Consider the following 26399-nt stretch of genomic DNA (forward strand, 5'->3'; position numbering starts at 1 on the left):
TTTGGGGGCTGTCGTAAACCAGCCTAGAGGTTCGGGCCTGTTTTGTTCTCTGGTAGAGCAGAGCAGGCTCAGGGCTACTGAAAGCCCGCTCCGTAACGCTTTAGCGGTCGGAGTCGGGTAGTTTACCCGCACGCAAACGAGATTTTGCCTCGGTGCCGGCAGGGATCCCAAGTAGCAGCCAAAACCTAATCTTGAGTATCCAACCTGCGCACCAACCAGCGCCGCAGCGGATGCCACACCGGCAAGGATAGGATCCAGCGGGATTGCTGCTCCAGCATGAGACGCTCCACCGGATACAGGCCGAACAGCTCATAGCGGCTTTGGGCAATTAGGATCCCCATCGTGAAGCTGACACAGAGCAATAACCCCAAGGTGGGCCATCCTGGGCGGTGAAACAAGGCATATCGCAGGCCCGTCCAAGTAAAGTAATCCCACAGGCGGGCTATATCCGCTCGCAAAGCCCAGAGACTGGGGATCCCGACTACCAGCCACAGCAGGCCCAGAAAGATGAAGCTACCACCGTGATAGAGGCGCAGCAGACGCTTGGCTGCCGGAGACAGAGCTTGAGTGCCAGAGGCAGCTTTCTTTTCCGCAGCTGAGCCAGGATCAGGGAGCAAGGGCATGGGGATCCCAATTTTCGACACCTCAACACCCATTTTGGACTTATCTCCGACGCAATAGCTCGGTTGCATGGGATCCTCGAACTCAAACGAGTACTTTTCTGCTTTCGGCTCGCCCATTTTAAGGGATCGATGCACAGGGAGCCCAGTTGTGGCTCTCCCGCTGCACAGCGCCATCCAAAAAGGCACTGATCAAAGCATCTGCTCAAAGCATCTGCCGTCTGCAAGTCTTCCTTATCCGTACAGTCAAGTTTCCTGAGAGACGCCCAGACGTCCCGTTCCAAGAGCTTGGCAGACGATCTCTTTGACGTTCATATCCTGAGCGAAAACCAACATTCCCACGGTGAAGGGATCCCGCCCTGGCTCCCTAAGGCAAACCGCGCAATTTGCCCAAGCAACACTGCGGAAATCCAAGCCAGAGGCAGGTGGGCAGGGTTGGGGATTGGGAACTGGGTCGGGGATATAATGGCTCTGCACCCTTTTCTTCGGCCTTGCTAGCTCAAAGGATAGAGCACCGACCTTCTAAGTCGATGGTTGCAGGTTCGAGTCCTGCGCAAGGCGCTGGCCTTGCCCTCTAAGCCTTGCTTGGGGTTTCCGACAAGCTGCCCTGATGGGGGCACCACATCTGAACCATCACCTGCCGAGAGTGGCTTTCCACCCGCAGGGATCCGCCCATCAGCTCCACTGCCTTTTGAACCAGCGATAGACCCAAGCCCGTTCCCCCGGCGTTGCGGCAATCCAACTGGGGGAGGCGATAGAACTTTTCAAAAAGGCGGGGCAACGCTTCTGCAGGAATTTCCACCCCTGTATTGCGCACCGTGATCAGCCAGCCGGGACGGCCATTGGAGTTAGCCTGGCTCACACTCAAATAGATGCTTTCCCCAGTGGGGGTGTACTTACACGCATTGTTTAAAAGCTCGCTGACCACCCGCGACAAGAGGCTCTCATCTGTGTAGAGGGGCCAAAGGTCGGGATCCCATTCCACCTGGAACTGTTGGCCTTGCTGCGCAGCCCGCAGCCGGAAGGGCTCGGCAAGATTGGGGATCCATTCCTGGGGAGATAAACAGGTAAGTCTGAGGACTTTGTTTCCGGATTCGAGGGCTTGCAATTCCAACAGGTCGTTGATTAACTCCAGCTCGCGGTTGGTCTCCATCTCCAAAATCTGCAAGTAGCGCCTTTCCCGCTCAGTTAGGTTGGCTTTAGATAGAAACCCAATAGCCAGCTTCATGTTGGTGAGAGGTGTGCGCATTTCGTGGGAGACCATGTGCAGAAACTCATCTTTGAGTTGGTTGAGCTCCTGCAACTGTTGCACCTGACGCTGGATCGTTTGATAAAGACGTGCTTGGCGAATGGCGATGGCACATTGGCCGGCTACCCGTTGGATAAGCCGTTGTTCCCGCTCGGTAAATATCTGCCCCGGTGGACGGGATCCACAAATATCTCCCAAAACAAGCAGTTCCTCGTGTTGAGCTGTCAGATCCCTTTTGTCGCAAATGGGAGCGATGATCAGGGTGTAGCGGTCGTGGTTGGGCCAGCAGGGGTGATGGAAGTTGCTCAATTGGCAAAGCTGTCCGCGCCGGAGCTGACGAAGCACATGGGCGAAATCCGCAAACGAAACCTCCAGGGGGAAGCGCCGGATCCCTTCTCCGGCCAAATAGTCCACCGCCAAAACGCTGACCTGCCGCTCTGGGTCATGAAGGGCAATGGTGCAATTGGATAGGTTCAAGCTCAGGGCCAGTTCTCGGGCTACCGTTTCCAAGATTTTTTGTTCGTCCAAAGTGGAGCGAATTTCTTCGGTGATGAGCTGGAGTAGCGCTTCGTCGTTGTAAGCTTGTTCGAGCTCTGCATTGCACACCCGCACTTGGTAATCCAATTCAGCATTGGTCTGTTGCAGCTTTTGATAAAGCTCTGCCTGCTGAATGGCCACCGCCAGGTGATCCCCAATGGCCTTGGCCAACTCGATCTCATCGGTTTGCCAATCCGGATCTGAAGTCAGGCGCCGCAGCGATAGCCCGCCCCACATTTGTTCCTGACAAGCCACCGGGATCACCAGCCAAGGGCCCAGTTGGTATTCTCGCTTCTCATAAATGGCAAAGGGATCGGCAATCTGCTCCGGATCCTGGACATGAAAAATTTGCAGCCGTTTCAAATGATCGAAAACCATAAAATCCCTGCTATCCGGCAGTCGCAGGTTCAGATTGTTGGGCAAATTAGGAAATCGGCTATGGCTGGCAATGCCCAACCACACGGCCTCAGCGGGCAGGTACTGATAAAGGGTAACTCGTGCTGCCTGCAACACTGCCCCCACTTCCCGCACCGCCACATCAAATAGGGTGGGTAAGTCCAGAGAGGTGTTGATGGCCTGAATGAGCTGGCTGAACAGCCTTTCTCGCTGCAATTGCCGCTGCAGCTTCAGCTCGGCTTGCTTACGAGGGGTGATGTTTCTAATGATCATCAGCACTTGATCTTCCCCATAGGGGACGATGCGAGCCTGCCGATATTGGGGCTGAGGGGATCCCTCTGGGCAGGGGTATTCGATCTCTTGAGCTTGCCGGGTTGCCAAGGCCAGCTCCAGATGCTCGCGAATGGCTTGGGCTATGGGTTCCGCCCCACCGGTGCAACCGGTATCAGGAAACAGCTCTTCAGGAGTTTTGCCCAGGTAGTAGGCAGGGGGATGGGGGACAGAAAAATAGCTGGGCGGCTTGAACTCCAGACAGCGGCCCTGGCGATCCAGACAAAGCAGCATGTCGGGCAGAGCTTCCAGGATCTGGCGATGGCGACACTCCCGCTCAGCCAAGGTGGCCTCTAGTTGCTTGCGCTCGCTGATATCCAGGGTCACGCCGACAATCTCGCCGGGATCCCCTTTCGGCCCCAGCAGGACAACCCCCTGGGAAAGCTGCCAGCGCATCTGGCCGTCGGCCTGGTAAACCCGATATTCCACCGAAAAGTTGGGATCCCCCTCTACCGCCCTGGGCCCAGCCGTCTGCAAAGCTTCTTTCACCCTTTGGCGATCTTCCGGGTGAACGTGCTGCAAAAACACTTCCAGGGTGAAATCTTGGCCGGGATCCAGCCCGTATTTGGCCTTGCACTGGGGAGAAGCACTCAACTCCCAGCTGCACAGATCCAGTTGCCAATAGCCCAGTTGGGTAGCTTCTAAGGCCAAATAGAGATGCTCTGGATAAAAGCTGCCGTCTCCTGGCCGCACCGGCACCAGGCGGTATCGAGTTGAAGCCATCTCCCTCACCAGATTCTATGAGCCCTGCCTCATTGTGGACAATTTTCAGAGAACCTGGGAGATCCTATTGAGCTGGACTTCAACTTCACGGGGAGAAGGCCTAGGGTCACACCCTGCTGATGCGACCGGGAGGCTTTGGGCCGGGCTTGTGGGAAAGGGGGGTGCCTCTGCTATAGTGATGGTCGGTTGCGTTTCGGATCCCAAGCAGTGGGATCCCCCTGGCAGGTAGGGTCAGGGCAGGCTTCGAGATGTCTTTGCGCTCTTGCGAGAGTTGACGTTGCGTTGAGCTTTCTCGGTGTGATCCTGCCCTTAGCCTGCGTGAAGCGTTTTCTCTTTTTTATGCTTTCCTGTGCAACGTTAAGCCTGACGTTTAATCACAGAAAACTTCTCCTGCTCTCGAGGTTGGGTTTATCTGTAGTAAGACCTGTATTCAGATTTTCCCGATGGGTTGACGGTTTCCTGTTCGCCCTGGCGCGGCTTCTCAAGGTGCCGTTGCCCTCTTCATTTGGTTAGCGGACGGGGAAACAGAAGATTGCTAGATCTGGACAATTAGCAGGGCCGAGGTTGTCTTCACTTCCTTGGGCTTTGGCTTAAGTTTTCCTTTCCCCGGGTATCTCTTGCAAAGTTGCCCGATGTTGGCGATGGCAACAGGATAGTCTGTTTAGCCTGCTGTTAGGTTTTTTGGATTCTCTGAGTTGGGTTGATGGGCTGGCCCGCGGCATGGCGAGCGAAGGTATCCCTTTGACCTTTCTCAGCAGACTTCTCCCTATTTTTTCCTAGCTCAACTCAATCATTTTCCAACCGAAGAATTCAAGGTTATTGCTGTGGTTTGTGAAGTTTCTCCCAGTTTGGATCGACAGCATCAGTCGAGCGAACCTGCATTGTCCCAAGGCCACCCCTTGGATCCCCTTAGTGCTGAGGAGATGCGGCAAGTGGTGCAGATCCTGCGCCGGCAACGGCCCCTCAGTTCTCAGGGGCGCTTTGTAACCATCCAGCTACAAGAGCCGGAGCGGCCTTGGATGGAAGCGTGGCAGCCGGGGCAGCCGTGGGATCGGCAGGCTTTCGTGGTGCTGTTGGATCCGGCCAGTGGCAACACCTACGAAGCCGTGGTCTCTCTGTCAACACAGCAGGTGCGCTCTTGGCAGCTCGTTCCGGGCGTGCAGCCCCCTCTGCTCGACGATGAGGTGTACGCCTGCGACCGCCTGCTCAAGGAGGATCCCCAATTTTTGGCGGCTCTGCAGCGGCGGGGGATTGCCGATGTGGATTTGGTGATGGTGGACTACTGGACGGTGGGCTACTTCGGGATCCCGGAAGAAGAAGGGCGGCGGCTGGTGCGAGGCTTTTGTTTCCTACGTACTTCCCCTTGCGACAACGGCTATGCCCGCCCCATCGAGGGGCTCTACCCCTGGATTGACCTCAACCGCATGCAAGTTGTCAAGGTGGAGGATCGGGGTCTGTGGCCCTTGCCGCCGGAGTCCGGTAACTTCGACGAGCTGTTTTTCAAAGATTTTCGCCAAGACTTGAAGCCACTAGAAATCACTCAGCCCCAAGGGGTGAGCTTCCAGGTGGACGGCCACCACATCCGCTGGCAGAAGTGGGATCTGCGCATCAGCTTTAACCCGCGAGAGGGGCTCGTCCTCCACCAGGTGAGCTACGAGGATCAAGGCCGCCTTCGCCCCATTCTCTACCGCGCCTCGGTAGCCGAGATGGTGGTGCCCTACGGGGATCCGCGGGATCCCCACTTCCGCAAAAATGCCTTTGATGTGGGGGAATACGGCATTGGCATGCAGGCCAACTCCCTGCAGCTGGGCTGCGACTGTCTGGGGGAAATCTACTACTTCGATGCCTGGCTGCCCACTAACAGCGGTGAGCCCATGCTTTTGAAAAATGCCGTCTGCATGCACGAGGAGGATTTTGGGGTGCTCTGGAAGCACACCGACTGGCGCACGGAACGGGCGCAGGTGCGGCGCTCGCGGCGGTTGGTGCTTTCCTTTTTCACCACCATTGGCAACTACGACTACGGCTTTTTCTGGTACTTCTACCAGGATGGCACGCTGGAGTTTGAAGCCAAGCTCACCGGCATCATCAACACTTGCGCCACGTTGCCGGGGGAAGAGCCGGAGTTTGGCGTCTTGGTGGCACCCCAATTGTCTGGCCTCAACCACCAGCACTTTTTCACTGTCCGCCTCGATATGGCGGTGGATGGGCCGTGCAACTCCCTCTATGAAGTGCATGCAGAACCTCTGCCTCTGGGGCCGGATAACCCTCACGGCAACGCCTTTCGCGCCCGCTCCACCCTGCTCAAAACCGAGCAGGAGGCTAAGCAAACGGTGGATCCCTTGCGGGGCCGCTATTGGAAGATTGTCAACCCCAATCGCCACAACCGCCTGGGACAGCCGGTGGCCTACAAACTGATGCCGGGGGAAAACGTCCAGCTTTTGGCCCACCCCGACTCTTGGCTGTACCGACGGGCGGGCTATCTGGCCCACCACCTCTGGGCCACGCCCTACCATCCCGGCGAGAAGTTCCCAGCAGGGAACTACCCCAACCAACATCCCGGTGGCGAAGGGCTGGTGCAATGGACGCAAGCGAACCGATCCCTGGAAAACACCCGCCTGGTGCTCTGGTATAGCTTTGGCTGCAATCACTTCCCCCGCACCGAAGACTGGCCGGTGATGCCGGTTAGCTACATCGGCTTTATGCTCAAGCCCCTGGGCTTCTTTGAGTGCAACCCAGCTCTGGATGTGCCTCCTCCCCCGCCGAAGACCAAAGGCTGCTGCAGCTTTATTGACTACCCCCCTGCCTAGAGGGCGAGGATTCTTTCAAGTGCGAACAGCTTGGGCGCGACAGGAGTGAGAGGGGAGGCACTCTTCGCCCACGGGGCTTGAGACCTGGTTTCTGGGTCACCGTAGCAGATGCCTTCCATTGCTCAGCCCCGGTCTTTGGTGCTGGGCAAAAGCTCTGCTCAGATATGCTCAGCTAGAAATCGCAGGAGCCCCGCACTGTACCCGTAGGGTCAGTGTCGGGAGGAATGCGGAAGTTATGATAGAACCATGACCCAAGTCCTGACCGTCTCCTGCAAGCTCAAGGTGTCCCAGTCGCAAGCCGCCAAATTGGACGCGACAATGGATGCCTTTGTGCAGGCGTTGAACTGGGTCAACCAAAACACACCAGAAAAAGTAGTCAACGCAGTCAAACTCCAGTCCCTTTGCTATTACCAGATTCGCGCTCGGTTTGGCTTGTCCAGTAACTTGGCTCAGCAGGTCTGCAGACGGCTGGCCGGCGCCCGTAAAGTTGCCCAACAGAAAAACCGCCCCGTCAAAGCGTTCGAGAGAGGCTTTGCGACCTACGATGCCCGTATCTTTTCGTTTCGCGAGAAAGACTGGACGGTGTCGCTGACCACGGTGGAGGGTCGGGAGCGCTTTGAGCTGGCGATTGGCCGCTACCAGAGAGAACAGTTGGCAGGCTCCAATCCCAAATCTGCCACTCTGGTCAAGCGCAAAGATGGCTCCTACTCCATTCAAATCTGTGTGGAAACGGAACCGTACCCACCGCAACGCACGGGCAGAGTGCTGGGGGTGGACTTGGGAAGGACAGATATTGCCCATACGTCAGAGGGGGATAACTGGAATGGACAGCAGTTGAACCGAATCCGAGACCACTACTCCAAGCTGAGGGCGGTACTCCAACGCAAAGCCAGTAAGGGCACACGCAGTTCGCGGCGCAGATGCAGAGAACTGTTGCAACGGCTGTCTGGCAAGGAGAGGCGCTTTCAGGCGTGGGTCAATCATCGCATCTCCAAAGCTATTGTCTCTAGGGCAAAGGCGACAAACAGCGCTATTGCTCTGGAAGACTTGACAGGGATTCGGGAAAGGGTCAATCAACAGCCACGCAGCAAAGCCGAAAGGCGCAGGGCCAACAGTTGGGCGTTTTATCAACTCCGTCAGTTTCTGGAATACAAGGCGAGGGTTGCAGGGGTTTCTCTGGTTCTTGTGCCGCCTGCTTACACGTCGCAGACCTGCCACCGGTGTTTGCACATTCATCCCGACCCTGCGCAATCCTATCGCAGTGGTAAGTCGTTCAAGTGTGGGCACTGTGGATGGGAAGGAGATGCGGACTTGAATGGTGCAAACGTAATTGCGCTCTTGGGGGCTGCCGTAAACCAGCCTAGAGGTTCGGGCCTGTTTTGTTCTCTGGTAGGGCAGAGCAGGCTCAGGGCTACTGAAAGCCCGCTCCGTACCGCTTTAGCGGTCGGAGTCGGGTAGTTTACATTGAGAGTTCACAAGCTGCTGCGAATCACAAACGAGTAGTTGCTGCCCGGTTCCAGCAGATAGTCGGATTTTTCCAGAAAACGGCTCAAGGGCTCGCAAATCAAAGCCCGCCCCACAGAAGGCTCCACTCTGAGCTCTCCGGCCCGAAAGCGCCAGCAAAAGCGCCAAGCCCAACCATTGGCGTTGACTTCCCCCTCAATGGCACCCTCTTGCCAAGAGCGGCGGGTAATTTGGATGTGGGCAGTGGTCTGAGGCAGTCGGCTCATCCGGCATCTCCCGACGGGATCCCTTGTAGGGTAGCGCGTGGCTCCCTCGCTGCCGCCAGCAGATCCAGCATGGGGAGTGAGGTATCAGAAGCTCAACCCATTGAGTGAAAGGGATCCCCTAAATAGGGTCAGTTCTTTTGATTTTCTTGATTTTCTGAGAGCGGCTGCAACAAACCCCCCAGGGTAGGGGGGCTGTTTCCTGGGCTCCTGCTGTAGGAAAAGCTGGCCAGAAGCTAGCGAGCGGCAGTTGCAAGGGTCTTCGAGGATTTTTTCTCTGGCTTTTCAGCCGCAACCTCTGCTAACAAAGCTCGCAGGCTGGGAAAAAGGAAGTGGTTCTCCTCGACATATTGCGCGCCGAACAACCCCTTCTCCGCCCAAAAAAACCGATCAACGGTATGCTCATTTCGCCGCACCAAAATCAGCGCGGGGGGCTGAATAGACTTTTCCTGAATATACTTTCGAGCAGCGGTTACAGACTTCTCTTCACCACTGTCCAGATTAAATTGAGGAATGTGATCTAAAATTTTGCGCCCTTCCAGACGACGGCGACTCTTACGCTTTCTTCTCCTAACCAATGTAAGCCTCCTGTAGAAGGATGACCGAACAACCGCAACCGCAAAGAATATATCAGCGCTGCTTAAGAAAAGCAATAACTTTTACCCATTTTTGTTATCATCTTTTACAAAGGCAATAAAGACAGCAGTCGCCCTCAAAGCCCTTGAAGGGTTACTTATGGACGCGCCCAAAAAAATCTAATCGGGAACCTTTCTCCGAACAAAAAATCCTCCAACAATCGCCTGCAAAGAGAGCTGGCGATTGGGCGTTTGCTAGGTTGACTGCTGATATTGATAGGGGATCCACGGGCTCTGACACCTGCGAAGAAAGTCAGATGCCGATGTGGGAGATCCGCATCAAATCTGGACCCTAGCCTAACATTAACAAAAACGATACTCAACAGAACATATACCTAAGCTCAGCTTCAAGACAACCCCCTTTGGGCTGAAGTGCTAAGTCAATTGCCGATGCTGCAAGTCTGGAGCTGCTCAACCGAGGAGAGAAAGGGGCACTCCGGTGCCGGGCTACCGTTGAACAGCGCATGTAAGACTGTACAACCAACTTCTTGTTTCTACAAGAGATCCACTGCAGATCCCCAGCATGTCCACACAGCCCTTTCGCGAGTTCATCCTGGGAGCCCTGGAGTGAGGAGTTCTGGTACCGTAGGGATTGGATAGATCGCGCCTCAGGTGCCGGCAAGCTGGGATGAGCTTGATGGGCATTCAGGACTGCGTTGAACCGATTAGACGGAATTCAGGCATCTTGCTAGTCTGGCTTCAGGTTTGGCTGCACCTCAAGGGCTTAGGTCTATCTTGTCTGGGTTTGGGGAGTTTTGGGCATGATGAAATTCGCGTTGCTGATGGGTCTGGGACTCAGCTTGGGATCCCTGCCGGTTTGGGCACAGGGAGCAACCCCGCTGCCTAGCCCTGCTGCCACTGCTTCTCCAACTTCGGGGGAGGCTCCGGCCACAGCAACTCCCAGCCCTGTGGCATCTCCAGCCCTGACCCCAGAGCAAGTCACCGATGCCCAGGTGGAACAGTTGGTGCGGATTCTGTTGGAGTTGGATCCCCTGATCCGGGAAGCGAGCGCCCAACTGCGGGAAACCCAGAACGAGGAGGAGTACGAGCAAATTATGCAGCGCACAGAAACCCAAGCCAGCCGCATTGTCGAGGAGCAAGGGCTGACAGTGCTTCAATACCGCGAATTGATGACCTTGGCGAACGAAAATCCTGTTCTCAACCAGCGGGTTCGGGCCCGCTTGCAAGAAGTTTTGCAGGAAGGGGAAGCTTCCAACTCTCCAAAGCCGGCCACCCCGACGCCTACACCCTAGGCTGAGCTGGCTTGCCTTGGCCAAAGGCAGGGAGAACCCGAGGCAGCCGCAAGGTAAAGCAGGTGTGGCTGGCCCCGCTATTGAGGTGAATGCTTCCTTGCAACAGGCTTACCCGCTGCTGCACGAGGGCCAACCCCAACCCTGTCCCCCCTTGCCGCCAGGGATCCGCGCTGGGCACCCGATAGAACTTCTCAAATACCCGCTTTTGCTCTTCCAGGGGAATGGTTACGCCGGTGTTGAGGACTTGGATGTCCAGGTGGTCGGAATGGCAGGTGGCCTGAAGGCTGATCAGGTGCCCAGCAGGGGTGAATTTACATGCATTTTTCAGCAATTCCGCCAGCACCGACTTTAGCACTCCCGGCAGGGTAAAAATGGCAGGCAGTCCTGGAGGGATCCCAAGGCTGAAGCGCTGATGGCGGCTATGGGCCTCCTGAGCAAAGGGCTCCGCGATCTGGGGCAACCACTCTTGCAGCTCCAACCAGCAGGGCCGCTGTGAACCGTTCGCGTTAGCGGGACGGAGTCCCTTGAGCACCTCTAACTGCTGCAGTTCCAGCAGATCCTCGACCAGTCTGATCTCCCGCTCACATTCGTTGTCCAACACCTTCAAGTACTGAGAGATTTTGGCCGGATCCGGGGATCTGGGAGCGCCCTGGGCAGGCAGCAGGACGGAGCTGAGCAGGCGGATGGCCATTTTCATGTTGGAAAGAGGGGTGCGCAGCTCGTGGGACACCGTGCTAAGGAAGTCATTTTTCAGGCGATCCAGCCGCTGCAATTCCTGTACTTGGCGATCCAGTTGGGCGGTGCGGGCCTGTACCTTTTCTTCCAGGGTGCGGTTCAGCTCCTGAACCTGTTGGAGCAATTCCGCCTGCCGAATGGCGATGGAGAGGTGATCGGCCAGGGCCAAGATCAGATCCTGATTGGTGGCCAGCCAACCGGGACGTGCTGTTTTCAGTTGTAGGCACAGGCTGCCCCAAAGGGTGGGGTGGGTCGGGCCAGATTCGGGGTTTTCGCCACCGTAGAGCGGTACCAGCAGCCAACTGCCAGGATAGGCTTTGGCCATGGCAGAGATGTAGACCCAGTCTTTGGCTTGGTCGGCTGCCTCCAGCAACATCACTTTCCCCTGCTTCAGTTGCTGGGCAATGGGGCTTTCGGAATCGGGAATGAGACAGCCCAGGTAGCCATCCTGTTGAGTGCTGTACTCGGAGACAATACGCCAATGCTGTTGCTGAGGCTGATAGATGCTGATGCTTACCCGATCCGCCTCTAGCAAATGGCCTATCTCGCGGGTGACGGCAGCAAGGATTTGATCCAACTGCAAAGAAGTGGGAATGGCTCGGACGATGCGGTTCAGGGCTTGCTCGCGGGCCGCCTGTTGGCGTAGGTTCAACAAGTTCTGGCGGGCCTTGATCAGGTGTTGGATGCGCTGACGCATTATCGGCCAGTGAATGGGCTTGGTCATGTAGTCGCTGGCTCCGGCAGCAAAGGCTTTGTCTACGGAAGCTTGATCCTCGAGCGAGGTAATCATCAAGCAGGGCAGATTCGCATCCAAAGCCCGCAGGCGGCGACAACACTCGAACCCATCCGTGCCGGGCATGAGGGCGTCCAGCAGGGCAATTTGAGGCTGAGTTTGACCGAAGAGCAGCAAGGCTTGGTCGCCGTCTTCAGCCTCTGCCACTTGATAGCCTTCATGAACCAACAGGTGGGTCAAGTACCCGCGTATGCATGGGTCGTCATCGGCCAACAGTACTGTCGGCGAAGCATTTGTCAGCAGATGTCCAGGATTGGGGATGGGGGGAGATTGCACAAAATTCACTCCACAGAGTCGGCCATTCGCGACGGCGGTGCGAAGCACCAAGGCTTTCTTTGCACACAAAAGGGATCTCTAATCTGTCTCCAGCTTAATCTTTCGCGTTAGCGGTGCGGTTCCCGACGGGGTGCCGTAGGCATAGCACTTTCGCGCCCAGGCCGGGGATCCCTTGAACAGACCTATTTCCGTTAGGATTGACGAGGTGGTGTGAGAAGTTGCCATGACTGTTTCTGAGAACATTTCTGAGGAAATGACCCCACTACCAGATGGTATCTCAAGGCAGCTATCCAGAGTGCAGTCCACAGTGGTGATTGGGGCGGGGCCAGCTGGATTGAGTGCCGCCTACGAGCTGAACAAGCAGGGCTACCCGGTAACGGTTTTGGAAGCGGATCCGGTGCAGGTAGGGGGGCTATCCCGCACTGTAACCTACCAAGGCTATCGCTTTGATATCGGTGGACACCGCTTTTTCTCCAAGTCGGCGGAAATTGAGGCTCTGTGGACGGAGATTTTGGGCTCGGAAATGCAGGTTTGTCGGCGGCTTTCCCGCATTTTTTATCGAGGTGTTTTCTTCGACTATCCGATTCGACCTGCGGATGTCTTTGCCAAACTGGGGCCAGGGTTTACCACCCTCTGTCTGCTCAGTTACCTAAAGGCGCGCCTCTTTCCCAGGCCCAATCCTGTATCTTTTGAAGATTGGGTCATTAACCAATTTGGGGAACGGCTGTATCGCACTTTTTTTAAGACCTACACCGAGAAAGTGTGGGGGATCCCTTGTCACGAGATCAGCGCCGACTGGGCAGCCCAGCGGATCAAGGGTCTGTCGATGGCTTCTTTGATCCGTAAAACCTTTTTCCCCAGCCGAGGGGGAGTGATCAAAACCCTGATCGATCGCTTTCGCTACCCTCGCCTAGGGCCAGGCCAGATGTGGGAGCGCGTTCAAACCTTGTTGGCAGAAGCCGGGCAGCCGGTACAACTGGATCGCAAGGTTACGGCAATCCACTGGAACCGGGCCGGAGTTCAAGCTGTACAAGCCTGTTCTCAAGGGGGAGAGACCTTTTGGGTGACCGGCGAGCAGTTCATTTCCACCATGCCGCTGCGCTCTCTGGTGCGGGCTTTGGTACCTGCAGCACCGGAGCCGGTGCGAGAGGCTGCCGAACAACTGCGGTATCGGGATTTTTTGACGGTGGCTTTGCTGGTGGATGAGCCCAACCTATTTCCAGATCACTGGATCTACATTCACGATCCCTCGGTACGGGTGGGGCGTATCCAAAACTTCAAGAATTGGAGCGCGGACATGGTTCCGGATCCCTCGGTCACCTGCTTGGGTTTGGAGTATTTTTGCTCAGCGACGGATCCCTTTTGGGGACAAACCGATGGGGATTTGATGGCCTTGGCAACGCTGGAATTGCAGCGGTTGGGCCTGCTGGGGAAGGCAAAGGTTTTGGGCGGCACAGTCATTCGCGCCCCGAAAGCCTACCCGGTTTACAATCACGGCTATCAAGCTCACATCCAGACCATTCGGGCCTTTTTGGAAGAAGCACTGCCCAATTTGCAGGTGGCAGGCCGCAACGGCATGCACCGCTACAATAACCAGGATCACGCCATGATGACGGGCCTCTTGGCCGCTCGCAACATTGTGGCAGGGGAACGGCGCTACGATGGGTGGCGGGTCAACCAAGATGCTGAGTATCTGGAAGAGGCGGATTCAACAGCAGCCTTGGCGGGAGGACGGGCGGTGCCCCGGGCCCTGGGTCACCGGAGTTAGCGGCGGAAGGGATCCTGCTTCGATCCAGCTTCGCCATCCAACACCTCTAGGATGGCCTTGGCAGCGCGAGCCAGAACGCCGGGTTCTCCTAGGGCTGCCCGCATCGCGGCGTAGTCGGCTTGCAGTTGGGCTTTGCGTTCGGGCCGAGTTAGCAACTCCAGCGCCAGTTGGGCAATCTTCTCTGGCTGGGCCTGCTCCTGCAGCAACTCCGGCACAATGGGGCGCATCTGCACGAGGTTGGGCGGAGACATGAAGGGCACCGACACCCTCAGCCAATGGCGGGCGATCCAGAAGGTGAGGGGGTTGAGGCGATAGATCACCACCTGGGGGATCCCCAAGATGGCCGTCTCCAAGTTCACCGTGCCCGACTTGGCCAACACCAAATCAGCCGCTGCCAAGGCGAGGTGATGAGCTTTGTGGGGGGAGAAGAAGGGCAGAGCTTGGGGATCCAAAAGGGTGAGGTTGAGCCCAAGGCGGCGGGCAGCCCGCGCAATCGGGGCAGCAAAACGGGGCGAGGCCAGGGGCACCCAAAACTGTGCCTGAGGCAGGTGAGCTTGCAACAACTGAGCCGCCTTGAGCAAGACAGGCAGAACCGAGCGCAGCTCTTGCCGACGCGAAGCCGGCACCACCACCACCACCGTGGCTTCGGCAGGGATCCCCAACTGGGCTCTGGCGGCAGCACGGCTGGGCACAGCGGCCAAAATATCCAACAGGGGATGGCCCACATACTGGACATGGGCTCCTGCCGCCGCGTAGTAGCGGGCTTCCTCAGGGAAAATCGCCAACATCAGCCGCATCTGCTGGGCCAGTTGGTAGGTGAGGCGGGCATCCTGCGACCACACCCACTCTTGGGGAGCAATGTAATAGACGGCAGGGATCTGCCGCCGTTGCAGCAGACGGGCAATGCGGCTGTTGACGCCGATGTAGTCCACCAGCACGGCCACATCTGGCGGGTCTTGGGCTAAAAAGCGGCGAATCTTCCACTCCGTCCAGAGGGCGGGGCCGACAAAGGGAAGAGCCTCTAAAATGCCAACAGAGCTGATCTCGGTGGTGCGGTGCAATAAACGGGCCCCGGCAGCAGCCATGCGCTCCCCTCCCACGGCGGTGATGCGCAGCTGAGGGCGTTGGCGCAGCAATTCTTCGATCAGATGGCCGGCCTGCAGATCCCCTGAGACCTCGCCCGTGCAGATGAACAGGTGGCTCACCAGAGCTACGCTCCCGACCCCAATCTTTAGTCATCCAGCTCTGAAGTGCTCTGCACCGGCGGATCTTCCCCCCTCCCGCGCAGGGCCGGCAGAGGGCCACGTCGTTGGGGCTGGGAGAGGGAGTCTTCCAAAAATTGCAGCAGATGTTGCAGGGATCCCGTCTCGTCCACCCACTCTTTCCCCTGTAGGGAAAGGACATGGCGCTCTCCCTCCGCACCGCTGTTACAAACGACACACAGGCTGCTGCGCAGCGTTTGCAGCGCTTTTTCCAAAGGCAACCCTGAGCGGTACAAAAATCGGTAGACCTGCCGCAGCAAGGGCAGGGATCCCTCCATCCCTTGGGCTCGCCGCAACCCCACCAAATTCAGACCGCGAATGCGGGCTGGATGTCCTTCCACCAACATGTAGGGGGGAACGTCGCGGTCAACCCGGCTCATCGCCCCCACCATGGCCAAGCGCCCGATGCGGGTGAACTGGTGGATCCCGACCATGCCGCCGATGCGGGCTTGAGACTCGATGTGGATATGGCCGGCCAAGGAAACAGCATTGGTAATCACCACCTGATTTTCGATGACGCAGTTGTGGGCGACATGGGTGTAGGCCATCAGCAGGTTGTAATCTCCAATCAGGGTGGCTTCCCCTTCATTGGTAGCCCGGTTGATGGTGACGAACTCGCGGATGCGATTGCCTCTGCCGATCACCACTTGAGAGGGGGCGCCGCTGTACTTCAGATCCTGAGGCTCGGTGCCCACAACTGCTCCCGGAAAAATGTGGTTGCCCTCGCCGATTTCCGTCCAGCCATCGATCACCACATGGGCTCCCACCACCGTATGGGCAGCGATACGAACATGCTCGCCGATCACCGCATAGGGGCCAACCTGCACCGTTTCGTGCAGCTCAGCTTTCGGATGGATCACCGCAGTGGGATGAATCCGCTCCCGTGAGCGGTGCGGCGCACTTGCAGAGATGTTGGGAGTGGATCCCGCTGAAGCGAACGAACTCATTTCCAACCTAGCCAGCAACTGTGGTTACGCTCCCAACCCCGCGAAGGATCACCAAGGCTTGACTCCGGGGGAGATCAACCTTAGAGCTACGCTCCGCCATCGTGACCAATAGGCTGCCACCCCAACGCAGCAATATGTCTACCGTATCCCGACAGAAAGGCGCAAGCAGTCCCCGAGCCATCTCCCTATGCCAACACTTTATCTCAATTGGTGAGAAGACCCACAGCAGAGCGCCTCTCGGATGGCCGCTGTTTGTCCCTCAATCCACCAGGGAAAACATCAGTTCCCCCTCGGTTACCAGTTGCCCTCCCACCTGAGCGCGGCAGAACATCTTGCCAATGCGCCTCTGGCGAATGGTGAGCAAGTCGGCAGAGAGCAGCAGTTGATCCCCCGGCAGCACCGGGCGGCGAAAGCGAACACCATCGATCCCGGCAAACAGGGCCAAGCGCCCGGCCACGTCCGGCAACTTGGTCAACACGATCCCCCCTATCTGGGCCATGGCCTCGACGATTAGGACGCCGGGCATGATGGGTCGGTTGGGGAAATGCCCTTGAAAAAAAGGCTCGTTGAAGGTGACGTTTTTCAGGCCCACCGCCCGTTGCCCCGGTTGATACTCCACAACCCGATCCACCAGCAAGAAAGGATAGCGATGGGGCAAGATCTCCAAAATCTGCTCCGTTGTGAAGACGGGGGGAGCGGTTGCCAATTGAGCGGCTGCTTCAGCCGAGAGAAGGGGAGGAGGAGAGACATCAGAGGACATGGTGAACCCACAGAGGCAGAGGACAAAACCAAATCCCGGACGGGGAGGACGGCAGGCCAGAACTCAGCCAAAAGAGCACCCAGGGAGCTGCGGAAAGGAGGGGAATGAAGCGGATCCCACCCTGGGGATCCCCTTGAAGACAAGTGCTCCGCACCGCTCTCGCAACTGAGGATGGCAGGGTTGTTGCTGCGCAACCGGATCCCTTGCTCCCCCTCACTCTTCATGGATCAGCAGGGATCCACTCTTGAGCAACTGCTCGGCCAAACGGTGGTGCAGGGCATGGCCCGCCTTGTAGGCCACAATGTGCCCCTGCAGTCGGCAGCCCAGGAGGCTGAGATCTCCTAGTAAATCTATCAGCTTATGGCGCACCGGCTCATCTGGGTAGCGCAATGGCCCCAACCACTCGGTTTGGCTACAGACAATGGCATTTTCCAGGCTGCCCCCCTGGATTAGCCCCCGTTCCCGGGCCAGCTCCACATCCTGCTGGCGGGCGAAGGTGCGGGCCGGCGCAATGGACTGGACAAAATCCGGCCTGTTCTCCCTCCAGCTCAGCCACTGTTCTCCAATCGGGCAATCGGCAAAATCGATGCCATAGGTAAAGCGGGCTGTAGGATGGGGGAGGGCGCTGACAAAGGCTTCCCCCGCCCAGACAGTGACCGGTTCTTGGATCACCCCCAGCAGGGCTGGCTGATCTTGGGCCTGGATCCCGGCCTGGGCAATGGCCTCTACAAAGGGCAGGGCAGAGCCATCCAGAATCGGCAGCTCCGGCCCCTCCACCTCGATGCGGCAGTTGTCAATGCCCAGGATGTAAAGGGCGGCCAGCAGGTGTTCCACCGTCTGCACTTGAACAGAGGGGGATCCCTGCTGCAACAGGGTGCAGAGATGGGCAGGGGCCAGGGATCCCAACCGAGCCGGGATCTCAGGGGATCCCGGTTGATCCACCCGCACAAACACCCGACCGCTGCCGGCAGGAGCTGGATGCAGACTGCAGCCAATTGGCAGGCCGGTGTGCAGGCCAACGCCTTCTAGGGCAATAGAGCTGGCTAAGGTGTGTTGCCGGCCTCTCATCGTGCTCCGCAGCGCTAGTGCAAACGCTCTTGGCCCTGGTCGAAAACGCGGTAATACAGCTCCCGATAGCCCACGCGCAGGTTGCTGCTGGCATCTGCCAACTTGGCTTTGTGGCTGCGGGTGCCGTAGGCGCTGAACACCTCGTAGGTATCTCCCTCAAAGAAAAAGGAAGAGACATCGGACACCTCTTCGCCCCCCAGCAACTGCCAGCGCCCCTGGCGAAACTGCAGCCGGTAGTGGGCTTTATCCAAGCTGCCGGAAGGACGGTCGATAATGGCGTCGATGCTGCCCTCGTAGAACGGCTCGGCACCACCATTGGGGATGGATATGTCCACAGGCCACACGTCCACAGCGATATCTCGGTAGCGGCAGTTGGGCCGGTTGCACAGGCGAATCGAGCGCATGACCTCGGCAATGGCTTCCAGCCGCTGCCGCGCCTCGGCCAGAGAAAACCGCTCTGAGTCGCTATCGCGAACGAGCTGGGGTGATACCTGAGCCGGCCCTGCCAGCGATGAAGGGGCAGCCAGCGCCGGGGATCCCCAGCAGCATCCCACCAACACCAGACAAATCAAGCTCAGCCAACAACGGTATGCGGATCCCATGGATGCAATCTATGACAAAATCAAGCTCCTCTTCTCTACTCTAGGCACTCTGGGGGATCCCAACCTGATGCCGATATTACCCCACTCTAGCCCTGAACAACTGGCGCAGGTACGGCTTGTATTGGTGCAGCCGGCTGGGCCGCGCAACCTCGGCGCCATTGCCCGCGTGATGAAAAACATGGGCTTCAGGCAGTGGGTGCTGGTGGATCCCCAATGCGATCCCCTCGATATGGAAGCGATCACCACAGCCGTGCATGGGGCAGACCTGCTCCATCAAGCCCGGAAGGTGCAAACTTTGCCCGAAGCCCTGCAAGGGTGTGTGCAGGTTTTCGGGACAACGGGGCGCAGCCAAACCTACCCACCCGAATGGCAAATTCAGTCCCCCCGCCAAGCCTTTCCCGCTCTGCTGGCCGCCGGCCCTGCTGCCCTTGTGTTTGGCCCCGAAGATCGCGGCTTGAGCAACGAGGAGCTGGCCCTTTGCCATCGCCAGATCCAGATCCCCACCGATGCGACCTATCCCTCTTTAAACTTGGCCCAAGCCGTGGCCATTTGTTGCTATGAGCTGTACACCCTCGTCTGCCAGAGCCCTTCCCCTGCTCCTCCTATGCCCTCGCCTCAAAGGCTTGCCCCCTTCGAGCTGCTGGAGGGATTTTTCGACCACTTAGAAGCGCTGTTGCTGCAAATTGGCTACCTGCACCCCCACACAGCCCGCCGCAAAATGCTCAAGTTTCGCGCCCTGTTCCAGCGAGCCGGCCTGACCGTAGCCGAGGTGGCCTTGTTGCGCGGGATCCTGCGGCAACTGCAATGGAGCCAGGGATGCTCTCGTCAGGAACCTCTGGAAGCAAATGCAGCTCCCGTCCCGCCGACGCAACCAGATTCCAGCAGGAACCCATCTTGACCCCAAGGCTGGGCCTCCAGCCCCGCCCTACCGCTACCGGAAGCAAGCTAGAAGGGCGGCTTCCTGCTTTCAGGCGGCGCGGAGCGCTTGTCAAGAATCTTGAGGCCTTGGCCGTGGGAGAATATCGGAGAATATCAATGCTAGAGCTTAAGGGTGGCGCGGGGATCGTAGGATTGAACCCGCTGCAGCCTTTCGTAAAGTTCTCGCTCTTCTTCGGAGATCTGGGTGGGCAAATGGATCTGCACCACCACGTAAAAATCCCCCCGTTCTCCGTTGCCTTTGGGAAATCCCCTTTCCGCCAGCCGCAACTTTCGCCCCGGCTGCATGCCAGGTGGGATCCGCAGCTTCACCACCCCATCCAAGGTGGGCACCTCCACCTGGGCGCCCAAAACCGCTTCGCTGGGGCTGATGGGCAGATCGCAGTAAACGTCGAATCCCTCTAGGCGATAGAAGGGGTGGTCTTTCAGCTCAATTTTAAGGTACAGATCACCGGCACCGCCGTTGGGGTTGGGGTGGCCTTGGCCGCGCAGGCGAATCCGCTTCCCTGGCGTAATTCCCGGCGGGATGTTTACCTCGAGCACGCGATCCCCGCCCACCCGCAGGCGACGCTTGCCCCCCTCAAAAGCTTCTGGAATGCTGATCTGGATGGTGGCCTCAGCATCGTAACTGGTGTTGCCAGTGGATCCCGAAAATCCGCTGCTGCGGTCTGTGGTTTGGCTGCGCACCCGGCCCAGCAGTTGATCGATGAAGTCTTGAAAATCATCAAATTGGCTGAAATCGACGCCACTCCCCCCAAATCCGCTTCCCCCGAAGTCTTGGCTGAAGGGGCTGCTGCTGTAGGTGTAGGCATCGCGGCTGGAGCGAAACCCGCCCTGCTGATAGTATTGGCCAAATTGGTCGTATTGCCTGCGCTTGCTGGGATCCGAGAGAACTTCGTAGGCTTCGTTAATGTCTTTGAATTTCTCTTCAGCCGCTTTGTCGTTGGGGTTGACATCTGGGTGATACTTGCGGGCTAGGCGGCGATAGGCTTGTTTCACCTCATCGGCAGTGGCCGTTTTGCTGACCCCCAAAATCTTGTAGTAGTCCTTAAAGTTTTGCATGGAGGCGTCCGCAGGCAAATCGCTGAGAGTGGGCAGAAAACCACGAGGCTAGGCGTCCCCGGCAAGGGCTCCTTCCCTCCGACCTACTGAAGAAAATGAGGAGGCGGGCTAGACGCCATCGCCCATCCCGTCCCTCCTCATTATCGGCGCTACAAGTAAGGGCGGGATCCGCCCTGGGCCCGCGGCCCACGGAGGGATCCCTGAGCAGTCACTTGCTCTCGGTGAAGTCGGCATCGATCACATCATCGCTGCCGCCGGAGGTTTTCCCTGAGCCGGGAGTGGGGCCAGAGGAGGCCCCCGGCTGTTGATACAGCTCGCTGCTCATGGCGTAGAGAGCCTCTTGCAGCTCCCGCTCTTTGCTCTGGATGGCGCTGTCGTCCTCCCGCTGGATGGCCTCCCGCAGTTCTCGCACCAGAGTCTCGATTTGGCTGCGTTTGCTGGAGGAGATCTTGTCGCCCAACTCCTTCAACTGCCGCTCGGCTTGGTAGGCCAGCGAGTCGGCCTTGTTGCGGCGCTCAATTTTCTCCCGGCGGGCCCGGTCTTCGGCAGCGTATTTTTCTGCCTCAGCAATCATGCGCTCTACCTCTTTGCTATCCAAAGTAGAGGCGCCGGTGATGGAGATGCTCTGCTCTTTGCCGCTGCCTTTGTCTTTGGCCGTCACCTTGAGGATGCCGTTGGCGTCGATGTCGAAGGTGACCTCGATCTGGGGCACACCGCGGGGGGCCGGCGGGATCCCGTCCAGCTTGAAGCGGCCCAGAGATTTGTTGTCGCGGGCCAGCTCCCGCTCTCCTTGCACCACGTGGATTTCCACAGAGGTCTGCCCATCTTCGGCAGTGGAGAAGATCTCCGACTTGCGGGTGGGGATGGTGGTGTTGCGCGGGATGAGCTTGGTGGCCACGCCGCCCAAGGTTTCCACCCCCAAGGACAAGGGGGTGACATCCAGCAGCAGCACGTCTTTGACTTCGCCCGCCAGCACACCCGCTTGGATGGCCGCCCCAACCGCCACCACCTCATCGGGGTTGACACTTTGGTTGGGTTCTTTGCCCAGCAGCTCCCTCACCAGCCGCTGCACCGCCGGAATGCGGGTGGATCCCCCCACCAGCACCACTTCGTTGATGTCGGCCTTGGTGAGCTTGGCATCCCGCAGGGCTTGTTCCACCGGCCCCTTGCAGCGCTCCAGCAGGTCGGCACAGAGGTGTTCAAATTGAGCGCGGGAGAGCTTCAGCTCCAGGTGTTTGGGCCCATCGGCAGTGGCAGTGATGAAGGGCAGGTTGATGGTGGTTTCGGAAACGCTGGACAGCTCGATCTTGGCTTTTTCCGCAGCTTCCGTTAGCCGTTGCAGCGCCTGCCGGTCTTGCCGCAGGTCGATCCCTTCCATTTGCTTAAACTGCTCGGCCATCCAATCGACGATCTTCTTGTCGAAGTCATCGCCGCCCAACTGCGTATCGCCGCTGGTGGATTTCACCTCGAAAACACCATCCCCCACTTCCAGGATGGACACGTCGAAGGTGCCGCCGCCCAGGTCGAAGACGAGGATGGTCTCGTTGTTGCGCTTGTCCAAGCCGTAGGCCAAAGAGGCTGCTGTCGGCTCGTTGATGATGCGCAGCACTTCCAAACCGGCAATGCGGCCCGCATCTTTGGTGGCCTGCCGCTGCGAGTCATTAAAGTAAGCAGGAACCGTGATCACCGCTTGGGTGACCGGCTGGCCCAGGTAGCGGCTGGCATCATCCGCTAGCTTGCGCAGCACCATGGCCGAAATCTCTTCCGGCGCAAATTCCTTGTTCAGGCGGGGTGCGTACAGTTTGACATTGCCCCGCTCATCCCGCCGCACCTGGTAGGAGACCCGCTTGGAGTCGGCATTCAGCTCATCGTACCTACGACCGATGAACCGCTTAACCGAGTAAAACGTGTTTTCCGGGTTGAGCACCGCTTGGCGGCGGGCCATTTGGCCCACCAGGCGCTCTCCATCTTTGGTGAAGGCAACCACCGAGGGCGTGGTGCGAGTGCCCTCAGCATTGGCGATGACGGTGGGGACACCCCCCTCCATTACGGCGACAACCGAGTTGGTTGTGCCCAGGTCAATTCCTACAACTTTTCCCATCGGCTCCTTATTCTCCTCTTCTTGAGTACATTGCTTCGGTTACCGCCGCCAGCCTGTGTGAAGTAGCTTGGGCAGCCAATCTGTGAAAATCCGGCAGATGCTTGGTCACTTCCTGGGTCGATCCTAACCAGCTGGTTGGCGAGGCCAGGGCGAGAATGCCGCCCATTTCTCGGGGCTGAAGGGCAGACCGGTTACGGATCTCCGTACCTGCTGTGTCCGGGCAAGCGGGATTGGTGCTGTTTTGGAACCTAGCTTTGAATGAGTTGCAGGGCTTCGAGGCTGCGGGCCACAACGGTTTCAGCCAGGGGAAGGTAACCCATAGTTTTGGCCAGGGATTGCCCTTCGGTGAGGGCCCAGCGGAGCACGGCTTGCAAGGCAGCGGCCATGGCGGGATCCGAGTACCGGCGGTAGGTCAGGATCCAGGTGTAGGTGACGATGGGATACGCTCCAGGGCCAGCGGGATCCGGCACAAAAGCCCGCAGGTTTTCCGGCAGCTCAATTTCGCTCAAGGCCAGGGCCGAGGCTTCCGGGGAGGGGAGAATGAACTCGCCGCGGCGGTTCTCCAGAGCTGCCACCGACAGATCCAGCTCGCGGGCATAGACCGACTCCACGTAGCCGATCACCCCTTCGCTGAGAAGCATTTGGGCGCTCATGCCCTCGTTGCCTTTCACCCCAATGCCCACCGGCCACTCCAGCGACATGCCAGCACCGACTTCCGAGGCCCAAGCCGGATCGATGGCCGCCAGGTGGCGGGTAAAGGTATCGGTGGTGCCGCTGCCATCGGAGCGGTAGCAGACGGTGATGGGCAGATCGGGAATGGTTAGCTCCGGGTTCAGGGCCAGGATCTCCGGATCCCGCCACTGGTCGATTTGGCCGCGAAAGATCTTCACCAAAACGGGTCGAGACAGCTTGAGTCCAGAAGGGATCCCCGGCAGGTTGTAGCCTACGGCAATGCTGCCTGCGGTCATCGGGATCATCACCACACCCCGCTTCACCTCGGCGATCTCGGCATCGGTCATGGCCACATCACTGGCGGCAAAGTCCACTGTCTGGTCAATAAATTGCCGGATCCCAGCGGCGCTGCCCACCGGTTGGAAATTGATCTCCACCTTGGGATCCACCTGGCGGTAATCGGAAAACCAGCGCAAGTAAAGAGGAGCCGGAAAGGTGGACCCGGCTCCGTTGATCAGCAAAATTTTGTCGGCGGGCTGGCTGCCGGAGGCAGGAACAGGATCCCTGCCGCTGGGTTGGTCAGAACGGGATCCCCTTTGGCAGGCGCTCAAGGTAGCGCCGGTGGCCAATAAAGAAAGCAACACTTCTCGGCGACGGAAGCGGGGCAGTTGAGCCATGGTTCAGGTTCTCCGAGGTCACCGCCCCGATCCTTGTCTTGCCCACGGGGCCCTGTCAAGGGTTGCCGGCGAGAGCTCTTGGGATCCCGTGCGTAGGCCCACCTTCCCCAGGTGGCTGTCTTTTCCCTCTGCGCCATCCCCGTATTCCTCGCTACGCTTCCCAGCAAAAGTCGGGATCCGACCCAAGCTCAGAAAGGAGAGACGGAAAACGGAGAATTCAAGAGGAAAATCAAGAAAAACAGCGCAAACAAGAGATTGAGCGAGATGGCTTCTGCGGCAGTTGCACAGAGATCCTCAAGCCAAAGCCTTGTCTGGCAAGGCTTAGCGGTTTTTGGGCCTGAGTCCCCCCGCATTGGAAAAACCTTGACATATTCTGGAATATGGCAATATATTGTGGATTCTGTGCAGAAATCCTGCGCTGTTCACATCTCGGTATCTGGGGGACTACTATGCCGACTTTGACTCGTTCTCCCTGGACACTGCGAGACAGCGAAAAGCTCTATCGCATCTCAGGTTGGGGGGATCCCTACTTCCGTATCAACGCCGCCGGTCATGTGGAGGTGACCCCACAGGGCTTACAGCAGCAGGAACCGGGCATTGACCTGTACCACTTGGTGATGGATCTGGTGGCGCGGGGCCTGCAGTTGCCCCTCTTGATTCGCTTTCCCGAGATCGTGGCCGACCGCATGCGGCAAATTTGCGAGAGCTTTCAGCAGGCCATCCAGCGCTTTGGATACCCCAACGTCTATCGGGGGGTCTATCCCGTCAAGGTGAACCAGCAGCGCCACCTGGTGGAGGAAGTGGTGAAACACGGTCGTGCCTACCACTTTGGCCTGGAGGCGGGATCCAAGCCGGAGCTGTTGATTGCCCTAGCTTTGCTGGATACTCCTGGGGCTTTGTTGATCTGCAACGGCTACAAAGACCGGGATTTTATGGAGACGGCTCTCTTGGCCCAGCGGCTGGGGCGCACCCCGATCATCGTTTTGGAGCGGCTGCAAGAGCTGGAGCTGGTGCTGGAGGCTGCCGACCAACTGGGCATCGACCCCATCTTGGGGGTACGGGCCAAGCTCTCCGCCCAGGGCAGTGGACGCTGGGGCACCTCGGCTGGGGATCGGGCTAAGTTCGGCCTCACGGCCACCGAGATTTTGCAAGTGGTGGAACGGCTGCGGGAAGCGGGCAAGCTGCATTGTCTGCGCCTGTTGCACTACCACATCGGCTCCCAGATCTCGATGGTGAGCGTGCATGGACGAGCCGTGCGGGAAGCCAGCCAAATCTACATCGAGCTGGTCAAGCTGGGGGCCCCCATGGGCTACCTGGATATCGGCGGTGGCTTGGGGGTTGATTACGACGGATCCCAGTCCCCCAATCCTTTTTCCCAGAGCTACAGCATGGAGGACTACGCCGCCACCGTGGTGCAGACCGTGCTCACCGCCCTGGAACCCCACGGGATCCAGCCGCCGGTACTGGTGACCGAAAGCGGACGCGCCCTCATGTCCCACCAGTCGGTGCTGGTGTTTGACGTGCAAGATGTCAACGCTGCCAGCCCCTACCCCATGCCCACCCAGCTTACTTCCGATGCAGAGGTGATCCAGAAGCTAAACCAGCTCTACTACCAAATCCAGCCCGATACTCTGGTGGTCAACTATCGCCGTTGTCAGGAGCTGAAGGAGGCCGCCCTGCGCCAGTTCACTGAGGGATCCCTCAGCCTGCAGGAGCGGGCCGAGGTGGAACGCCTGTTTTGGAACTGCTCCGACAAGATCTGCACCTTGGCCTACGAGCAGCACCAAGCGGGGCATCCGGTGGCGGTGGATCTCTTGGATCTGGACGAAATGTTGGCCAGCATCTACTACGGCAATTTCTCTCTATTCCAATCCCTGCCGGATAGCTGGGCCATCGACCAGGTATTCCCCATCATGCCCATCCACCGTCTGGATGAGGAGCCACGCCAATGGGCTACCCTGGCCGATCTCACCTGCGACAGCGACGGCAAGATCAACCGCTTCTTTGGCGAAGATGGGCAGATCACCTCGGTCTTGCCGCTGCACGACCCCAACGGACATCCCTACCTGCTGGGGGTGTTTCTGGGGGGCGCTTACCAGGAGATTCTCGGAGATCTGCACAACCTGTTTGGCGATACCAACGCGGTGCATATCCGCTCCCGCCCCGGCGGCTACCACGTTTCCCAAGTCATCAAGGGGGACACCATTGGCGAAGTGCTGAGCTGGGTGCAGTACAACAGCGAAGATCTGGTGGAGACCCTCCACCACGCCACCGAGACCGCCCTGCAGCGAGGGCAGATCACGCTGGATCAAGCCCGCGCCTTGCAGCAGCACTTTGAAGACAATCTGCGGGCCTACACCTACTTGCAGTAAACTACCCGACTCCGACCGCTAAGCGGTACGGAGCGGGCTTTCAGTAGCCCTGAGCCTGTTCTGCTCTACCAGAGAACAAAACAAGCCCGGA

Annotated in this window: 19 protein-coding genes and 1 tRNA gene; 7 read left to right on the plus strand and 13 right to left on the minus strand. The window is 58.4% G+C overall.

Going from position 1 to position 26399, the window contains the following annotated elements:
• Nucleotides 1-185: 185 nt before the first annotated feature.
• Complete coding sequence (locus ACVWXE_RS10930; RefSeq protein WP_414341644.1) at nt 186-623, minus strand: hypothetical protein; 438 nt, start codon at nt 621-623, stop codon at nt 186-188.
• A gap of 485 nt (nt 624-1108) precedes the next feature.
• Here ACVWXE_RS10930 and ACVWXE_RS10935 point away from each other — a divergent pair.
• Nucleotides 1109-1181, plus strand: a tRNA-Arg gene (locus ACVWXE_RS10935).
• A 13-nt stretch (nt 1182-1194) separates the two neighbouring features.
• On the opposite strand, the gene ACVWXE_RS10940 is transcribed toward ACVWXE_RS10935, so the two are convergent.
• Entirely contained in the window at nt 1195-3855 is a 2661-nt protein-coding gene (locus tag ACVWXE_RS10940; protein WP_457490314.1) for a sensor histidine kinase, read from the minus strand.
• An 824-nt stretch (nt 3856-4679) separates the two neighbouring features.
• Between ACVWXE_RS10940 and ACVWXE_RS10945 the strand changes: the two genes are divergently transcribed.
• On the plus strand, nt 4680-6662 hold the full coding sequence (locus ACVWXE_RS10945; RefSeq protein ID WP_457490315.1) for a primary-amine oxidase: 1983 nt from the start codon (nt 4680-4682) through the stop codon (nt 6660-6662).
• A 246-nt stretch (nt 6663-6908) separates the two neighbouring features.
• Nucleotides 6909-8120, plus strand: a complete 1212-nt coding sequence (locus ACVWXE_RS10950; RefSeq protein WP_457490316.1) for an RNA-guided endonuclease InsQ/TnpB family protein — start codon at nt 6909-6911, stop codon at nt 8118-8120.
• 14 nt (nt 8121-8134) lie between these two features.
• Here ACVWXE_RS10950 and ACVWXE_RS10955 read toward each other — a convergent pair whose 3' ends face one another.
• A complete protein-coding gene (locus ACVWXE_RS10955) occupies nt 8135-8392 on the minus strand; it encodes a DUF3146 family protein (RefSeq protein ID WP_011434334.1) in 258 nt (85 codons plus the stop codon).
• Nucleotides 8393-8625: 233 nt separating this feature from the next.
• Entirely contained in the window at nt 8626-8967 is a 342-nt protein-coding gene (locus ACVWXE_RS10960; RefSeq protein WP_049749658.1) for a DUF3155 domain-containing protein, read from the minus strand.
• Between the two features lie 818 nt (nt 8968-9785).
• Here ACVWXE_RS10960 and ACVWXE_RS10965 point away from each other — a divergent pair.
• A complete protein-coding gene (locus ACVWXE_RS10965; protein ID WP_414341651.1) occupies nt 9786-10277 on the plus strand; it encodes a DUF4168 domain-containing protein in 492 nt (163 codons plus the stop codon).
• Here the strand turns inward: ACVWXE_RS10965 and ACVWXE_RS10970 are convergent.
• Nucleotides 10267-12129, minus strand: coding sequence for a response regulator (locus ACVWXE_RS10970; RefSeq protein WP_457490321.1), 1863 nt, complete (start codon nt 12127-12129; stop codon nt 10267-10269). The two genes, ACVWXE_RS10965 and ACVWXE_RS10970, sit on opposite strands and share 11 nt — an antisense overlap.
• Before the next feature lie 247 nt (nt 12130-12376).
• On the opposite strand from ACVWXE_RS10970, the gene ACVWXE_RS10975 reads away from it, so the two are divergent.
• Entirely contained in the window at nt 12377-13849 is a 1473-nt protein-coding gene (locus ACVWXE_RS10975) for an NAD(P)/FAD-dependent oxidoreductase (RefSeq protein ID WP_457490317.1), read from the plus strand.
• Here ACVWXE_RS10975 and lpxB read toward each other — a convergent pair.
• From lpxB to ACVWXE_RS11000, 5 genes are all read right to left on the minus strand, one after another.
• Nucleotides 13846-15054 (minus strand): lipid-A-disaccharide synthase, encoded by a 1209-nt coding sequence (gene lpxB / locus ACVWXE_RS10980; RefSeq protein ID WP_457490318.1) that lies wholly within the window; start codon nt 15052-15054, stop codon nt 13846-13848. The genes ACVWXE_RS10975 and lpxB overlap by 4 nt on opposite strands.
• Before the next feature lie 26 nt (nt 15055-15080).
• A complete protein-coding gene (gene lpxA, locus ACVWXE_RS10985; protein WP_414382304.1) occupies nt 15081-16058 on the minus strand; it encodes an acyl-ACP--UDP-N-acetylglucosamine O-acyltransferase in 978 nt (325 codons plus the stop codon).
• A 259-nt stretch (nt 16059-16317) separates the two neighbouring features.
• On the minus strand, nt 16318-16818 hold the full coding sequence (gene fabZ / locus ACVWXE_RS10990) for a 3-hydroxyacyl-ACP dehydratase FabZ (RefSeq protein ID WP_011434327.1): 501 nt from the start codon (nt 16816-16818) through the stop codon (nt 16318-16320).
• 213 nt (nt 16819-17031) lie between these two features.
• Nucleotides 17032-17886 (minus strand): UDP-3-O-acyl-N-acetylglucosamine deacetylase, encoded by an 855-nt coding sequence (gene lpxC, locus ACVWXE_RS10995; RefSeq protein WP_011434326.1) that lies wholly within the window; start codon nt 17884-17886, stop codon nt 17032-17034.
• A 14-nt stretch (nt 17887-17900) separates the two neighbouring features.
• Nucleotides 17901-18488 carry a hypothetical protein gene (locus tag ACVWXE_RS11000; RefSeq protein ID WP_414329482.1) on the minus strand — a complete coding sequence of 196 codons (588 nt, stop codon included), beginning with the start codon at nt 18486-18488 and terminating at the stop codon, nt 17901-17903.
• A 67-nt stretch (nt 18489-18555) separates the two neighbouring features.
• Between ACVWXE_RS11000 and ACVWXE_RS11005 the strand changes: the two genes are divergently transcribed.
• Entirely contained in the window at nt 18556-19386 is an 831-nt protein-coding gene (locus ACVWXE_RS11005; RefSeq protein WP_457490322.1) for an RNA methyltransferase, read from the plus strand.
• A gap of 140 nt (nt 19387-19526) precedes the next feature.
• Here the strand turns inward: ACVWXE_RS11005 and ACVWXE_RS11010 are convergent, their stop codons facing one another.
• From ACVWXE_RS11010 to pstS, 3 genes are all read right to left on the minus strand, one after another.
• The gene (locus ACVWXE_RS11010) at nt 19527-20486 is read right to left on the minus strand and encodes a DnaJ C-terminal domain-containing protein (RefSeq protein ID WP_414382310.1); all 960 of its coding nucleotides are present in this window, start codon (nt 20484-20486) and stop codon (nt 19527-19529) included.
• Nucleotides 20487-20694: 208 nt separating this feature from the next.
• The gene (gene dnaK, locus ACVWXE_RS11015; protein ID WP_414329477.1) at nt 20695-22587 is read right to left on the minus strand and encodes a molecular chaperone DnaK; all 1893 of its coding nucleotides are present in this window, start codon (nt 22585-22587) and stop codon (nt 20695-20697) included.
• 248 nt (nt 22588-22835) lie between these two features.
• A complete protein-coding gene (gene pstS, locus ACVWXE_RS11020) occupies nt 22836-23936 on the minus strand; it encodes a phosphate ABC transporter substrate-binding protein PstS (RefSeq protein WP_457490319.1) in 1101 nt (366 codons plus the stop codon).
• 449 nt (nt 23937-24385) lie between these two features.
• On the opposite strand from pstS, the gene speA reads away from it, so the two are divergent.
• The gene (speA, locus tag ACVWXE_RS11025; RefSeq protein ID WP_457490320.1) at nt 24386-26308 is read left to right on the plus strand and encodes a biosynthetic arginine decarboxylase; all 1923 of its coding nucleotides are present in this window, start codon (nt 24386-24388) and stop codon (nt 26306-26308) included.
• Nucleotides 26309-26399 lie beyond the last annotated feature (91 nt).

The organism is Thermostichus sp. MS-CIW-41, assembly GCF_054058915.1.